This is a genomic window from Pseudundibacterium arcticum (genome assembly GCF_042646465.1).
Lineage (GTDB): Bacteria > Pseudomonadota > Gammaproteobacteria > Burkholderiales > Burkholderiaceae_D > Undibacterium_A > Undibacterium_A arcticum.
This window is the reverse complement of sequence record NZ_JBHRTP010000022.1, coordinates 54906-69259: the sequence shown is the minus strand read 5'-3', so window position 1 is coordinate 69259 and position 14354 is coordinate 54906. Positions and strand designations below refer to the sequence as shown.

Annotated in this window: 12 protein-coding genes; 9 read left to right on the top strand and 3 right to left on the bottom strand. The window is 61.0% G+C overall.

The window, feature by feature from the left end; all coding sequences use genetic code 11:
• The first annotated feature begins 87 nt into the window (after nt 1–87).
• The 4 genes from ACFOFO_RS07940 (at nt 88) to ACFOFO_RS07925 (ending at nt 3863) form a co-directional block, all read left to right on the top strand.
• Complete coding sequence (locus ACFOFO_RS07940) at nt 88–2223, top strand: S9 family peptidase (RefSeq protein ID WP_390322045.1); 2136 nt, start codon at nt 88–90, stop codon at nt 2221–2223.
• Nucleotides 2224–2329: 106 nt separating this feature from the next.
• Nucleotides 2330–2608 carry a hypothetical protein gene (locus ACFOFO_RS07935; RefSeq protein ID WP_390331309.1) on the top strand — a complete coding sequence of 93 codons (279 nt, stop codon included), beginning with the start codon at nt 2330–2332 and terminating at the stop codon, nt 2606–2608.
• An 81-nt stretch (nt 2609–2689) separates the two neighbouring features.
• Nucleotides 2690–3040 (top strand): REP-associated tyrosine transposase, encoded by a 351-nt coding sequence (locus ACFOFO_RS07930; protein ID WP_390331307.1) that lies wholly within the window; start codon nt 2690–2692, stop codon nt 3038–3040.
• A gap of 343 nt (nt 3041–3383) precedes the next feature.
• Nucleotides 3384–3863, top strand: coding sequence for a hypothetical protein (locus ACFOFO_RS07925; protein WP_390331305.1), 480 nt, complete (start codon nt 3384–3386; stop codon nt 3861–3863).
• Nucleotides 3864–4197: 334 nt separating this feature from the next.
• Here the strand turns inward: ACFOFO_RS07925 and ACFOFO_RS07920 are convergent, their stop codons facing one another.
• Complete coding sequence (locus ACFOFO_RS07920; RefSeq protein WP_390322050.1) at nt 4198–5094, bottom strand: DMT family transporter; 897 nt, start codon at nt 5092–5094, stop codon at nt 4198–4200.
• A gap of 474 nt (nt 5095–5568) precedes the next feature.
• Between ACFOFO_RS07920 and ACFOFO_RS07915 the strand changes: the two genes are divergently transcribed.
• The 5 genes from ACFOFO_RS07915 (at nt 5569) to ACFOFO_RS07895 (ending at nt 13141) form a co-directional block, all read left to right on the top strand.
• Nucleotides 5569–6747 (top strand): ABC transporter substrate-binding protein, encoded by a 1179-nt coding sequence (locus ACFOFO_RS07915; protein WP_390322051.1) that lies wholly within the window; start codon nt 5569–5571, stop codon nt 6745–6747.
• 169 nt (nt 6748–6916) lie between these two features.
• Nucleotides 6917–7969, top strand: a complete 1053-nt coding sequence (locus tag ACFOFO_RS07910; RefSeq protein WP_390322052.1) for a branched-chain amino acid ABC transporter permease — start codon at nt 6917–6919, stop codon at nt 7967–7969.
• Complete coding sequence (locus ACFOFO_RS07905) at nt 7966–9762, top strand: branched-chain amino acid ABC transporter ATP-binding protein/permease (RefSeq protein ID WP_390322054.1); 1797 nt, start codon at nt 7966–7968, stop codon at nt 9760–9762. The genes ACFOFO_RS07910 and ACFOFO_RS07905 overlap by 4 nt, the downstream gene beginning before the upstream one ends.
• Nucleotides 9763–9811: 49 nt before the next feature.
• On the top strand, nt 9812–10567 hold the full coding sequence (locus ACFOFO_RS07900) for an ABC transporter ATP-binding protein (RefSeq protein ID WP_390331303.1): 756 nt from the start codon (nt 9812–9814) through the stop codon (nt 10565–10567).
• A gap of 471 nt (nt 10568–11038) precedes the next feature.
• Nucleotides 11039–13141 (top strand): D-(-)-3-hydroxybutyrate oligomer hydrolase, encoded by a 2103-nt coding sequence (locus ACFOFO_RS07895; protein WP_390322055.1) that lies wholly within the window; start codon nt 11039–11041, stop codon nt 13139–13141.
• 270 nt (nt 13142–13411) lie between these two features.
• Here the strand turns inward: ACFOFO_RS07895 and ACFOFO_RS07890 are convergent, their stop codons facing one another.
• Nucleotides 13412–13921 (bottom strand): cupin domain-containing protein, encoded by a 510-nt coding sequence (locus ACFOFO_RS07890; RefSeq protein WP_390322056.1) that lies wholly within the window; start codon nt 13919–13921, stop codon nt 13412–13414.
• A 177-nt stretch (nt 13922–14098) separates the two neighbouring features.
• Nucleotides 14099–14350: a DUF6139 family protein gene (locus ACFOFO_RS07885; protein ID WP_390331301.1), complete on the bottom strand. Its 252-nt coding sequence runs from the start codon at nt 14348–14350 to the stop codon at nt 14099–14101.
• Nucleotides 14351–14354: the final 4 nt, after the last annotated feature.

Below are 14354 nucleotides of genomic sequence, written 5' to 3'. Positions count from 1 at the left end.
GTCAACTTGCGCCGCAAATCTGGGCGACATGAGTCGACACCGATTGTTGCTAGAATGCCTGCACAAAAAAACAACACGGAGCCGCCGTTGAAATTCCCGCGGATCGAGCAAAAACGCGCCATCGGCGCGCTCATACTGACCATCATGACCAATCCCCAGTTGCAAGCGGCAGACATGCCCGCACCACCGGTGGCCGCCAAGACCGCCTGGCACGAAACCCGCCACGGCGAACTGGTGACCGACGACTACCGCTGGCTGCAGAAGAAGGAGCAGCCGGAAGTGATCGCCTACCTGAATGCCGAAAACGCCTACACCGCAGCGATGACCGCCGACCTGCAACCGTTGGCCGACAAGGTGTACGGCGAGATCAAGGGGCGCATGAAGGAGACCGACCTGTCGGTGCCGACCCGACGCGGCGCATATTATTACTACACCCGCACCGAGGCCGGCCAGCAATACCCGGTCAATTGCCGGCGCCGCGCCGCCGCCGATTTCAGCTATGACGCGCATGCGGTGGAACAGGTACTGCTGGACCAGAACCAATTGGCCAAAGGACAGCAATTTTTCCATGTCGAATCATTTGCCGTCAGCCCGAACGACCAGTTGCTGGCGTATAGCACCGACACCACCGGCTACCGCCAGTACCAGTTGCATATCAAGGATTTAAGGAGCGGCAAACTGCTCAAGGATCAGGTGCCGCGCGTGACCTCGGTCAGCTGGGCGGCCGACAACCGCACCCTGTTCCTGGTGCAGGAAGACGCAGTCACCAAGCGCTCCGACCGCCTGTTGCGCCTGCAGCTGGGCCAGGCGCCGCAGCTGCTGTACCACGAAGCGGTCGAGCAATTCGATCTGGACGTTGGCAACAGCAGCGACCGCAAATTTATTGCGCTGACCGCGCGCAGCACCGATACCAGCGAAGTGCGGCTATTGGCGGCCGACCAGCCGCTGGGCCAGTTCCGTTCCGTGCTGGGACGCGAGACCGGCCATCGTTACAGTGTCGAGCATCGCAACGGCGAGCTGTTCATCGTCACCAACAAGGACGCGAAAAACTTCCGCGTGGTGCGCGCGCCGCTGGCGGCGCCGGACAGCAGTCATTGGACCAGCCTGGTGCCGCATGACAAGGACGTGCTGGTAGAACACCTGGAAATGTTCCGCGACTATCTGGTGCTGAGCGAGAAGAGCGGCGCACTGAACCGTTCACGCATCTACGACTTTGCGCACGAGCGCTGGCACACGGTCCAGTTCGACGAGCCGGTGTATCTGGCCAGCCCCGGCGGCACGCCGGAATATACATCCGACCGCTATCGCCTGTCTTACCAGTCGCCGGTGACGCCGTCGATGGTACTGGACATCGAGATGGCCAGCGGCCAGCGCCATGTGCTGAAACAGCAGGAAGTACCGGGCTACGATGCGTCGTGCTATGCAACACGCAGGCTGTGGGCCACCGCGCGCGATGGCGTCAAGGTGCCGCTGTGGGCCGCGTTCCGCAAGGACGCGCAGTTCGACGGCAGTGCGCCGTTGATGCTGTACGGCTATGGCTCCTACGGCATCTCGGCCGAGGCGCGCTTCTCCAATTCACGTATCAGCCTGCTCGACCGCGGCGTGATTTTCGTCGAAACGCATATCCGCGGTGGCACCGATCTGGGCGAAGCCTGGCACGACGACGGCATGCTGATGCAGAAGAAAAATACATTCTTTGATTTCATCGACAGCGCCGAATACCTGGTCCAGCAACACTGGACCCGGCCGCAACGCATGATCATCGAAGGCGGCAGCGCCGGCGGTCTGCTGATGGGCGCGGTCACCAACATGCGACCCGACTTGTTCCATGCGGTGCACGCAGCGGTGCCATTTGTCGACGTGATGAATACCATGATGGACGCCAGCCTGCCGTTGACCACCGGTGAATATCTGGAATGGGGCGACCCGAACCAGAAACCGGCATACGACTATATGCGCAGTTATTCGCCGTACGACAACATCGAGCACAAGGCATATCCGGCGATGCTGGTGACGACCGGCTTGAACGACAGCCAGGTGATGTACTGGGAGCCGGCCAAATACGTCGCCAAGCTGCGCGCCTACAAGACCGACCGCAACCCGCTGCTGTTGAAGGTCAACATGGGCGCCGGCCACGGCGGTGCGTCGGGGCGCTACGATGCGATCACCGAGCGCGCTTTCATCACGGCGTGGATGTTGTCGGAGTGGGGCATCAGGGAGTAGCGGCGGCGACGGCCGGCGGCCCGGGATGAGCGGAGTCCCGATGTCGCCGGTTCCCATGTCCTGACCTGGTCACTTTCGATTAATCGGCGGATGCTAAGGAATTGCCATGATGGAACCAACATTGATAAACGCACTTTCAAATGCGCTTAATGACTATCGGAAAGCAATTGACCGCACCAGTGATGCGCAAGCAAAAGAAGACTATCTAAGGCTGGCTGCAATCACCACAAAGGTGATTGCAGCGATGCAAAACAATGATGTGGCTCAGGTGAAATTGAATGCGCTTGGATTCTCGCGACAAGTTTCTGACTCCTTCTCGGTGCAGCCTCCTGAGTTTAAGGCACTTGCTCATCGAATTGCGGAAGTCAAGAAGCAGGTGGTTTGAGGTGTCCCTTCCGCACTGCGGACAGGAGCGTGTAGCGCGTAGGTTGGGCTGCAAAGCCCAACATTCAATGAGCTAAACCCGATGAGATACCGCAGAGCGAACACAGCCGGCGCCACCTACTTTTTCACCGTGAATCTCGCAGACCGTAACAGCAATCTTCTTACTGAACAAATCGATGTACTCCGCAATGCAATGCGAAAGATCCGGCAATCCCATCCGTTCGACATTATTGCGATGGTGGTATTGCCAGATCATTTGCACGCAATTTGGCGCTTGCCAGCGGGTGATGCTGATTTTCCGTTGCGTTGGTCGTTGATCAAGGCGGCGTTTTCGCGCGAGATGCCAAAAACAGAGGTGATACGGCGCAGCAGAAAATTGAAGCGCGAAAGGGGAATATGGCAGCGCCGATACTGGGAACATCACTCGAAATGACGACGATTTAGAAAGGCATGTGGCCTATGTTCACTGTAATCCGGTAAAGCACGGTTACGTTACCAGAGCGGTAGATTGGCCGTATTCGTCAATTCATCGAGAAATTGAAAGAGGAAATGTGAATGAAGACTGGGGATTTTTTCGAGAAAATAAAAATGATGAAATGGGTGAATAAGGCCCGTTGTTCTTTTACGAATGTTGGGCTTCGTAGCCCAACCTACCGGGCTGAAGCGCAGCGGTTGAGCGATTTGGCTAAGTAGAATCGAGATGCTTTTGGTCTCTTACAGAATGAACCAATTCCTCGTATTCCACGTAAGATTTATCAGTCGGGCGGAAATTAATTATGCAACAAAGAACTATTTCGACATTGGATGAGCTCGACGGGATTGAATGGTTTTCGAATATCGGAAAACACGATTCCGACCATCCTATCTTTCTAATTTCTTGGGAAGAGGCGATGGAGAGCTGTGAAAGCGCGGCATGGGAATCACTTTGCCAAGAAGCTGCAAACCAGTATAGGGCGAGGTTGATAGAGCGTAATGTTGAGCGCTTTCGAGATTGGAATGCGCTCGCGCGGGAAGTAAAGCAAGTTACGGTGCCCCTTGTGCTTCGGAAGACAAAAGGGGTGGTTAACTCGAACCACCTTCCAAAGGAATTTATCGATACTGTGCAATGGGATATTTTGCACTTGTGCATGGAGTCGGAATTTGCGGATGTATTTCCGCCTGGTTTTTATGCGAGTCAAGGGTATTGGTATGCTAAAGGGCACTTTCCTTGTGGATGGAACGGGGACTTCCCTAACGGTAGGCTAATAGTGTTTTAGGAGGGTATGTGTCATATGCCTATCTTGCCCAACTTTTGAAAACGCGTAATTCCGCTCCCAGCGCGTAGCGCGTAGGTTGGGCTGCAAAGCCCAACATTTGAAACTCACAGATATCGCCAACGAATGTTGGGCTTCGCAAGCTCAGCGCCAACCTACTGCGCTCGATTAAAGGGGCGGGCAGCATCGGTTCAATTTTTGATGATTGAAACGATAAAACAAATCGATTCTGGCCCCTTTACTTCGATGCGATCACCGAATTGACCTTTATTACGGCCTGGATGTTGTCGGAGTGAGGTATCAGGGAGTAGCCGGGGCGACGATCGGCGGCAGGTGTTTATTTCCCCGGGCCGCTAGCCACCACCGGTGTCAGACTCTTGGCCGGAAACACCACCAGCCACATCGCCATCGCTACCAGCGCGCAACCGGTCACCATGGTTGCGGTGATCGTCTCGTGCAGGAACAGCGCGCCCCACAGCAGCGCAAAGAGTGGAATCAGGAAGGTGACGGTCAGCGCCTTGGTCGGGCCGAGGTCGACGATCAGGCGGAAGAACAGGACGTAGGCGATCGCGGTGCACAGCAGTGCCAGCGCGCAGGCGACCAGCAGCAGCGACGGCGTCAGCGCGCTGCGCATTGGCGACAGCGGCAGGAACGGCAGGATCAGCAATGCCGATGCCGCCTGCGAACCGGTGGCCATCACGGTCGGCGCGATCGCGATCGATTTTTTCTTCGAATAGGCGCCGGCCAGTCCGTAGCAGACCGCGGCGCCGACGCACGCCAGCACCGCCAGCACGACGTCGGCCGAGAACTGCACCGGACCGAGTCGCACCAGGAACGCGACGCCGGCAATCCCGACCCCGAGGCCGCCAATCTTGCGCGCGGTCAGCCGCTCGCCCAGCATCAGCGCGCCGATCAACGCGCCCCACAGCGGTGTGGTGGCGTTGATAATCGCCGAATAGCCGGCCGGCAAGGTCAGCGCCGCATACGCAAACAGGGCGAACGGCAGCGCCGAATTGAACAGGCCGATGATCATGTAGTGCCGCCAGTTCTTGCCGAATTCCATCGCTCGCCGCGCCAGTGCCATGCAGGCCAGCATCGCCACCGCTGCGATGCCGACGCGCAGCTCTGCCGTCCACAGCGGTCCTGCCGCGGGTGCCAGCATGCGAATGAATAAAAAGGACGCGCCCCAGATGGCGGCGAGGGTCAGCAGGCGGATCAGGTCGGCGCTACGCATCACAACTCCCATTTCGGCAAGGCTGTCAGCTTAATGCAATCGGGGTCACTCTGCTGGCCACAATCGGACACCGAAGGGCGGCGCCGATCGGTCGGGGGAGCGCTTGTGGGGACCGTGCCCGGAGGCAATAAGTACTTTCCCGCATGCAAATAAATCGGTGATTACCTATACTCGGACGATCGCCGATGATCGCCGCTACCTTGCAGCACACATCGTGTACGGCCGTTGTTTGCAGCCTGGATGGGAGCGGAAGATCGACGGCGCACAACAAGCTCGGCCGTTTGGTTGGTGACAGGCGGCAGCCGGCCGTTGCCGCTGTGCCACCATGCCGCTCACGACCGCCGGCGCGCTTGTGCGGGTGTGGTCGAACCGCTACACTGGCCCCGGTACCAGCGGTAGGCCGACTGTCTTGCAGTACGACTGTTTGAATCAAAAAACCAGAATAAAACCACAATAAAACTACACGGAGACCCCATGAACAAACGCCCATTGTCCCGCGCCCTGACTCCTACGCTGTGCGCGCTCGGTTTGGCGCTGGCATTCGCCGGCGACGCCGCCGCGCAGATCAAGGTCGGCGTCAGCTTGTCCGCCACCGGTCCGGCAGCGTCGCTCGGGATCCCCGAAAAAAATACCATCGCATTGCTGCCAAAAGAAATCGGCGGCCAGAAGGTCGAGTATATCGTGCTCGATGATGCGACCGACACCACGACCGCGGTCAAGAATGCGCGCAAGCTGATTTCGGAAGACAAGGTCGATCTGCTGATCGGTTCCACCGTGACGCCCAACTCGCTGGCGATGATCGACGTCGCCGCTGAAAACGAAACGCCGATGATTTCGATGGCCGCCGGCGCATCGATCGTCGAGCCGGTCGATGCCAAGCGCCACTGGGTGTTCAAGACGCCGCAAAACGATTCGCACATGTCGACCGCGATCACGGGCCACATGGCCGAGCAGGGCATCAAGACCGTCGCCTTCATCGGCTTTGCCGATGCCTACGGCGAAGGCTGGTTCCGCGAGTTTTCCAAGCTGGCCGAGCTGCGCAAGATCAAGATAGTCGCGAATGAACGCTTCGTCCGTTCCGACACCTCGGTCACCGGGCAGATCCTGAAAATCATGAGCAGCAATCCGGATGCGGTGCTGATCGGCGGCTCCGGCACACCGGCCGCGCTGCCGCAAAAAACGCTGAAGGAGCGTGGCTACAAGGGCCAGATCTACCAGACCCATGGCGTCGCCAACAACGACTTCCTGCGCGTGTGCGGCAAGGACTGCGAAGGCACCTGGTTGCCGGCTGGCCCGCTGCTGGTGGCCGAACAACTGCCGAACAGCAATCCGGTCAAGAAATCGGCCATGACCTACAAGACTGCGTATGAAAAGGCTTACGGCGTCGGCACCGTGTCGACCTTTGGCGGCCATGCGTGGGACGCCGGCAATCTGCTGGCGGCCGCTGCGCCGCAAGCCTTGAAGAAGGCGCAGCCGGGCACCAAGGAATTCAGAAAGGCGTTGCGCGATGCGATCGAGCAGCTCAAGAATCTGCCGGAGTCGCATGGCATCGTCAACATGAGCCCGACCGATCACCTCGGTCTCGACCAGCGCGCCCGCGTGATGGTGCGGGTGGTCGATGGCAAATGGAAGCTGGTCGGCGCGGCGCAATAGGTGTCTTCAAGCGCACTGCCTTGCCATACCAAGCGCGAGCCTGCTCGCGCTTTTTTATGCGTGCGCGCAAGCCGTCTAGCCGGGATCTGGGGCAGGCCGTCAGTCGACGTCGAGTCTGCATCGGGGCGGCATCTGGTCGACGTCGGGTAGACATTCAACAGGAGCAGTAATGGATTTTTCAATCGCCGCCATCCTGGCGCAGGATGGCATCACCAGCGGCGCGATCTATGCGCTGCTGGCGCTGGCGCTGGTGCTGGTGTTTTCGGTCACGCGCATCATCTTCATCCCGCAGGGCGAATTCGTCGCGTTCGGCGCGCTGACTTTGGCGGCGCTGCAGTCCGACAAGTTCCCGCACTCGGCACTGCTGCTGCTGCTACTGGGCGTGCTCAGCTTCATCCAGGAAACTGCCGGCGTGCTGCGCAGCAGCGAACGCCGGCTTGGCGCCGGCCGCAGCCTGCCGCTGGCGTTTGCGAAATTCGTGCTGTTTCCGGTCGCGCTCGTGCTGCTGGCGCGGACCGTGCCCGGTTCGTCGTTGCCGCTGGTGCTGCAGGTGTTGCTGGCGCTGGCGATCGTGATTCCGATGGGGCCGATGATTTACCGGCTCGCGTATCAGCCGTTGGCCGAGGCGTCGGTGCTGGTACTGCTGATCGTGTCGGTTGGCGTGCACTACGCGCTGGTCGGCACCGGTCTCGCGATGTTCGGTGCCGAGGGTTCGCGCACCACCCCGTTTTCTGATGCGCGCTTCGAAATTGGCGCGATGACTGTCAGCGGCCAGAGCCTGGTCATCATCGGCGTGTCGCTGGCGCTGATCGTGGCACTGTATTTTTATTTTGACCGAACCTTGTCCGGCAAAGCCTTGCGCGCAACCGCGGTGAACCGGCTCGGCGCGCAACTGGTCGGTATCGGTACCACCCATGCCGGCCGCACCGCATTCACGCTGGCGGTGGCGATCGGCGCATTGTGCGGCGTGCTGATCGCACCGCTGACCACGATCTATTACGACAGCGGGTTCCTGATCGGACTGAAGGGTTTCGTCGGCGCCATCATCGGCGGCATGGGTAGCTATCCGATCGCCGCCGCCGGCGCGATCCTGGTGGGCCTGCTGGAATCGTACTCGTCGTTCTGGGCCAGCGCATACAAGGAGGTAATCGTATTCACGCTGATCATCCCGGTGCTGCTGTGGCGCTCGCTGACCAGCACCCATGTCGAGGAAGAAGAATGAAGAACAAATTATTCCTCGTTTTCATCGTGGCGATGGCGCTGCTGCCGATCCTGCCGACGCCGGAATTCTGGATCACGCTGGGCAACTATATCGGCCTGTATTCGATCGTCGCGCTGGGACTGGTGCTGCTGACCGGCGTCGGCGGCCTGACCTCGTTCGGTCAGGCGGCGTTCGTCGGTCTCGGCGCCTATTCCAGCGCGGTGCTGTCCACCCAATACGGCTGGTCGCCGTGGATCGGGCTGGCGGTCGGCCTGCTCATCACCGCTGCCGCCGCATTGGCGATCGGCGCGATCACGATGCGCCTGTCCGGTCACTACCTGCCGCTCGGCACCATCGCGTGGGCCTTGTCGCTGTTTTTCCTGTTCGGCAATCTCGAATTTCTCGGCAAGTACGACGGCATCAATGGCATCCCGCCGATCAACCTGTTCGGCCTGGTGCTCGATTCGGGCCGCAAGATGTACGGCCTGATCTGGCTGGTGGTACTGGCGGCGGTGCTGCTGCTGAAAAATCTGCTGAACTCGCGACCCGGGCGCGCGATCCGGGCGCTCAAGGGCGGCGGCGTGATGGCCGAGGCGATGGGCGTCAACACCGCGTGGATGAAGATCGTGATCTTCGTGATCGCCGCGCTGCTGGCCTGTGTGTCCGGTTGGCTGTACGCGCACCTGCAGCGCGCGGTCAATCCGACCCCGTTCGGCCTGAACGCGGGTATCGAGTATCTGTTCATGGCGGTGGTCGGCGGTGCCGGCCACGTGTGGGGTGCGATCCTCGGTTCCACCTTGCTGACCTTGCTGAAGGACCAGTTGCAATCGATCCTGCCGGCGCTGCTCGGCAGCAGCGGCAACTACGAGATCATCGTGTTCGGCGTGCTGCTGGTGTTGTTGTTGCAGCGCGCGCAGGAAGGCCTGTGGCCGTGGCTGATATTGCTCAGCCGCAAGTGGCTGCCGCGGGTGCCGGCGGTGCTGGCGCCCACTGCCGCCGCGGCACTGCCGCAGCGCGCGAAACCGGCGGCCGGCGAAGTGATCCTGGAAGTCAATCGGGCGCGCAAGGAATTCGGCGGCCTGGTCGCGGTCAACGACATGCAGTTCAACGTCAAGGCCGGCGAGATCATGGGCTTGATCGGGCCGAACGGTGCCGGCAAGTCGACCATGTTTAACCTGGTCACCGGGGTGCTGCCGGTCACGCGCGGCGAGATCAAGTTCCGCAGCGACGGTCAGTTGCAGCGCATCGACGCACTGGCGTCGCGCCAGATCGTGCGTTGCGGTATCGGTCGCACCTTCCAGCATGTGCGCCTGCTGCCCAGCATGAGCGTGCTGGAAAACGTCGCGCTCGGTGCCCATCTGCGCGGCCAGTTCGGTGATGTCGCCGGCGTCGCCGCCAGTTTCCTGCGCCTGAATCAGAAGGAAGAGCAGGCCCTGCTGTTCGACGCCAGGCGCCAGCTGGAACGGGTCGGCTTGGGCGAGCTGATGTACGAGGAAGCCGGCAGCCTGGCACTCGGTCAGCAGCGCATCCTCGAAATCGCGCGCGCGCTGTGCTGCGACCCGAGCCTGCTGTTGCTGGACGAGCCGGCCGCCGGCCTGCGCTACCAGGAGAAGCTGGCGCTGGCCGAGCTGCTGCGCAAGCTCAAGGCGGAAGGCATGAGCGTGCTGCTGGTCGAGCACGACATGGATTTCGTGATGAACCTGACCGACCGGCTGGTGGTGATGGAGTTCGGCACCAAGATCGCCGAGGGCTTGCCGCTCGAGGTGCAGCAACATCCGGCCGTGCTCGAAGCCTATCTCGGCGGGATCGACTGATGCGGACCGAAAACATGATTGAATGCAGCACGAAGATGGAGTCACCGCGATGAGCACCAGCAACCCGACTATCCTCGAAGTCACCGACCTGCATGTCGGCTATGGCAAGGTCGAGGCGCTGCACGGCGCCAATCTGAAAGTCGGTGCCGGCCAGATCGTTACCGTGATCGGCCCCAACGGCGCCGGCAAATCGACCATGCTCAATGCGATCGCCGGCGCGCTGCCGACTAGCGGCGTCACCCGCGGCAAGGTCACAATGCTGGGCCACGACCTGGCCGGCGTCGCGATCGAGGCACGGGTCGCGCGCGGCATGTGCCTGGTGCCGGAAAGGCGCGAGCTGTTCGCCAGCATGAGCGTGGAAGACAATCTGCTGCTCGGCAGCTACCGCCGCTACAAGGCCGGCGAGGACGACTACGCCGACCAGATGCCGGTGGTGTTCGACCTGTTCCCACGGTTGAAGGAACGGCGCCGCCAGCAAGCCGGCACCTTGTCCGGTGGCGAACGCCAGATGCTGGCGGTCGGCCGCGCGCTGATGGCGAAGCCGCAATTGCTGATGCTGGACGAACCGAGCCTCGGCCTGGCGCCACTGATCGTGAGGGAAATCTTTCACATCATCATGCGTCTGAAGCAGACCGGCGTCGCGGTGCTGCTGGTCGAGCAAAATGCGCGCGCCGCGCTGCAGGCCGCCGACTACGCCTACGTGCTGGAAACCGGCGACATGACGCTGGAAGGACCGGCCGCGGAGCTGGCCAACGATCCAAAAGTGATCGAAACCTATCTCGGCCTGGCGAAAAAGACTGCCTAGCGCGGCTGCCATGGATCGGTCGCCATGGTGAAGTAGGATGGGTGCAACCCATCATGTGGCTAGGGCTGGGACGATGGGTTGCACCCATCCTACTGTCTAGCCAAAAAGAGCGTGACAGCACGTGACCGGCAGTTGCAGCCCACTCCCATAAAAAAATAATACTGACGGCTGTATTCCGGAAGCCCGCGGCAAAATAGGGCGGTGTAGCGGTATTTTTGGCCATACTCCCACTAAACCCTCACTTTCGCAGGCTATCGGCGGGGCCCATGCACACCGTGCAGGCAAGCGATCGCTGCGCTTGTTAAGAGAGCAATTTAATGCACAGCAATTAATTGCCGTCAAACCAGGGGTCGACTACTGTGGCGATAATCGTGGGGCTGCCGACCCACGAGCTCATGGCCGCCACCGGCTTTTGTTACTTTGAGCAGGGATCTCAGTCGCGCAGTAATTACAACCACAGGGAGACGGGCAATGAAGAGCAAGCTGAGCTACGTAGTGCTGGCCACCGCCGGCGTTGTCGCCACGATGTCAATCGGCGGTTGCGGGTCCGACGATCTCGGTGATCTGAACCTGAAGCCGGTGTATCTGTCGGCGATCGTCAGCACCGCCTACGACGGTACCAGCGACGACCTGCTGACCGCAGGACTCGGCAAAACCGGCCTCGGCGCCGCATCGCCGGCGGCGGCCAACCCGCTGCAACCGAGCGCCGCCGAGCTGCGCCGCATCGCGATCTTCAACAACTACCGCGCGGTGCTCGATATCTCGGCCGGCGGCGGCTACGGCAGCTTGTACGGCCCCAACGTCGACATCGCCGGCAACGATACGCTGGGCGAAGGCAAGGTCGCCGGCACCGAATATCTCGCCTATTCCGACGACGGTAGCGGCCGCCAGAACGTGATGCTGATGGTGCAGCTGCCGGACAGCTTCAATCCGGCCAGCCCCTGCATCGTCACCGGCACCTCGAGCGGTTCACGTGGCGTGTACGGCGCGATCGGCAGCGCCGGCGAATGGGGACTCAAGCACGGCTGCGCGGTCGCCTACACCGACAAGGGCACCGGCAACGGCATCCATGACCTGCAAGCCAATACCGTCAGCGTGCAAAATGGCGTGCGCAGCGACGCTACTGCGGCCGGCAAGGCGTCCAATTTCAGCGCCGATCTCAGCGATGCCGCACGTGTTGCGTTCAACACCGCGACGCCGAACCGGTTTGCGGTCAAACATGCGCATTCGCAGCAGAATTCGGAAAAAGACTGGGGCAAGTGGACGCTGCAATCGATTGAATTCGCCTATTTCGTGCTGAATGAAAAATTCGGCGTGGCGACCAGCGCCAATTCCCACATCAAGCGCTTCAAGCCCGGCAATATCATCACGATCGCCTCGAGCATCTCGAATGGCGCCGGCGCGGCGCTGGCCGCCGCCGAGCAGGACACCAGCGGCCTGATCAGCGGCGTCGCGGTGGCCGAACCGCACGTGCAGCTGGCGGCCGACACCCGGCTCAGTGTCACGCGCGGCAACAGCACCCTGGTCGGCACCGGCAGGCCCTTGTACGATTATTTCACGCTGGCCAATCTGCTGCAGCCGTGTGCCGCCTTGTCGACCACCACCAGCGCGTTCAACACCGTCAACGCAACAATCGCCGCGAACCGCTGCACAACGCTGCAGACGAACGGCCTGATTAGCGGCAGCAGCACCGCCGAACTGGCGGCCAATGCGATGGCAGCGCTGGTCGCTGCCGGCTGGCAGGCGGAAAGTGGCGATCTGCAGGCGGCGATGTATTCGTTCGCGACACCGGCGATTGCGATGACTTACAGCAATGCCTATGGTCGTTTCAGCGTCGCCGATAATCTGTGCGGACTGAGCTTCGGTGCCACCGGCGCCGCCACCTCAGCGACTCCAAATGCCCCCGTCGCCGCGGCAGCGGCAGCAGTGGCAGGCAGCTTCGGTACCGGCAACGGCGTGCCACCCACCGCCGGCATCAATATCATCAACAACCTGAGCGTCGGCGGACCGCTGCTCGACGCCGCGTCGTTCACCAGCGCCGGACTGCAGGACTACGACAGCGGCGCCGCCCTGTGCCAGCGCGAACTGGCGATCGGCAGCAGCGCCAATGCGAGACGGGTCCAGCAGGGCGTCAGCGAAGCGCTGCGCAATGGCAATCTGCATGGCAAGCCGGCGCTGATCGTGCATGGCCGCTCCGATACGCTGATTCCGGTCGCGTTCTCGTCGCGGCCCTATTTCGGCGTGAACCGCATGGTGGAAGGCAACACCAGCAAGCTGTCGTATATCGAAATCGAGAACGGCCAGCACTTCGACGCCTTCCTCGGTTTCCCAGGTTTCGCCAATCGATACATCCCGGTGCACCGTTACTTCATTCAGGCGATGGACCTGATGTATGCGAACCTGAAATCCGGCACCGCGCTGCCGCCGAGCCAGGTGGTGCGCACCGTGCCACGCGGCCTGAATGGCAGCATCGCCAACCCGATCGCGCTGGCCAATGTGCCACCGATTTCGATGACGCCGGTGGCCGCCAACCAGATTAGCTTCAATGCCAATGTGGTGATGATTCCGAACTGACGGCGGCGCCCGCCTGGCAGCGTGACGTCCGTACTCCGGGCGTCACGTTGTTGAAATTCATGGGAGTATAGTTAAATAGCGAAGGGTTTAACTGCGGATAATCAATATAATCATCAGGAGTATATTGCATCAGGGCGAGTGGCCGCAGCCGCGCACTGCACTGAGGCTGACCGCAATGGACAAGACCCGCGATGCGTCGCTGCATCGCGGGTCTTGTCCATTGCAATTGCCTGCTTACCTATGGCCCGCGGTTTCAATCCGCCAGTCCGGCTACTGCGCGGCGGACTTCTGCGGATCGTCGGCCGGGTTAATGTAGACGATATCGAGCGGCCCTTCGCCATTGTTCTGCACCACCGTCGGCGACTTGGTGAAGGCGTAGTGATGGGTCTTGCCCGGCAAGACATGAAAACCGCCAGCCTTGAGTGCGTGCGCATGCGCCGTGTCCATCTTGTCGCCTATGCCCATATACAGCGTGCCGGAAATGACCGTCAGGTTCTCGGTCTGCGTGTGCCAATGCGGCGGCACCTTGTAGCCGGCCGGCAGCTTCAGGCGCACCACGATCGGTCCTGCCTTGCTCGGGTCGCCGGACAGTACCGCGACCTTGGCTCCCTTGGGCATCGACGGCGGTGCATTCTCCCATTTGAGGTCGCCGCTATTGATCATGATCTGATCCGGTGCGGTATCGGCCGCCATTGCCGGCAGTGACGGTAGCGACGATACAAGCGCCGCCACGGCAAGGGACAGCGCGAGCGGGCGGGTGATGTGATGCAAGGCAATCATGATGGTCTCCTGTCTCGATGCGGCCATACTTTGTTGTTCCGGATGACGGATGGCGCGCGATACCGGTGTCCGGGTCGCAATGCCTGCGGTCCAGGCACTGCGTGCTGTAACAGTATCCAGAGAGTAGCCAATATGGCATGCGACCTGGTTCAGCATTGCGCTGAACCAGGCCCGGCGTTAGCGGCTTTGACCGTCGCCGTTGAGACTGGCCACGGCGGTGATCGCATAGCCTTTGGCATCGATTTGCTGCCGCAACCCCGCAATCGAAAAGCGCGGCAAGGCATCGGCGTTGTCATCCAGGTCGACGCTGCGCTCGGCCGGTTCCCAGTCGGTGTTGGTCGCCTCTTGCGGAATCAGTTTTCCTTCCGGCACGGCGAGATAACTGAATTGCCCTGCGCTTTCCGAGCGTTTGTAAATGTCCACACGCATACTT

Bases quoted from the DNA above. Each gene is read 5' to 3' on its own strand.
- ACFOFO_RS07935 (WP_390331309.1), top strand. From the start codon at position 2,330: ATGATGGAACCAACATTGATAAACGCACTTTCAAATGCGCTTAATGAC.
- ACFOFO_RS07930 (WP_390331307.1), top strand. From the start codon at position 2,690: ATGAGATACCGCAGAGCGAACACAGCCGGCGCCACCTACTTTTTCACC.
- ACFOFO_RS07925 (WP_390331305.1), top strand. From the start codon at position 3,384: ATGCAACAAAGAACTATTTCGACATTGGATGAGCTCGACGGGATTGAA.
- ACFOFO_RS07920 (WP_390322050.1), bottom strand. From the start codon at position 5,094: ATGCGTAGCGCCGACCTGATCCGCCTGCTGACCCTCGCCGCCATCTGG.
- ACFOFO_RS07915 (WP_390322051.1), top strand. From the start codon at position 5,569: ATGAACAAACGCCCATTGTCCCGCGCCCTGACTCCTACGCTGTGCGCG.
- ACFOFO_RS07910 (WP_390322052.1), top strand. From the start codon at position 6,917: ATGGATTTTTCAATCGCCGCCATCCTGGCGCAGGATGGCATCACCAGC.
- ACFOFO_RS07905 (WP_390322054.1), top strand. From the start codon at position 7,966: ATGAAGAACAAATTATTCCTCGTTTTCATCGTGGCGATGGCGCTGCTG.
- ACFOFO_RS07900 (WP_390331303.1), top strand. From the start codon at position 9,812: ATGAGCACCAGCAACCCGACTATCCTCGAAGTCACCGACCTGCATGTC.
- ACFOFO_RS07895 (WP_390322055.1), top strand. From the start codon at position 11,039: ATGAAGAGCAAGCTGAGCTACGTAGTGCTGGCCACCGCCGGCGTTGTC.
- ACFOFO_RS07890 (WP_390322056.1), bottom strand. From the start codon at position 13,921: ATGATTGCCTTGCATCACATCACCCGCCCGCTCGCGCTGTCCCTTGCC.
- ACFOFO_RS07885 (WP_390331301.1), bottom strand. From the start codon at position 14,350: ATGCGTGTGGACATTTACAAACGCTCGGAAAGCGCAGGGCAATTCAGT.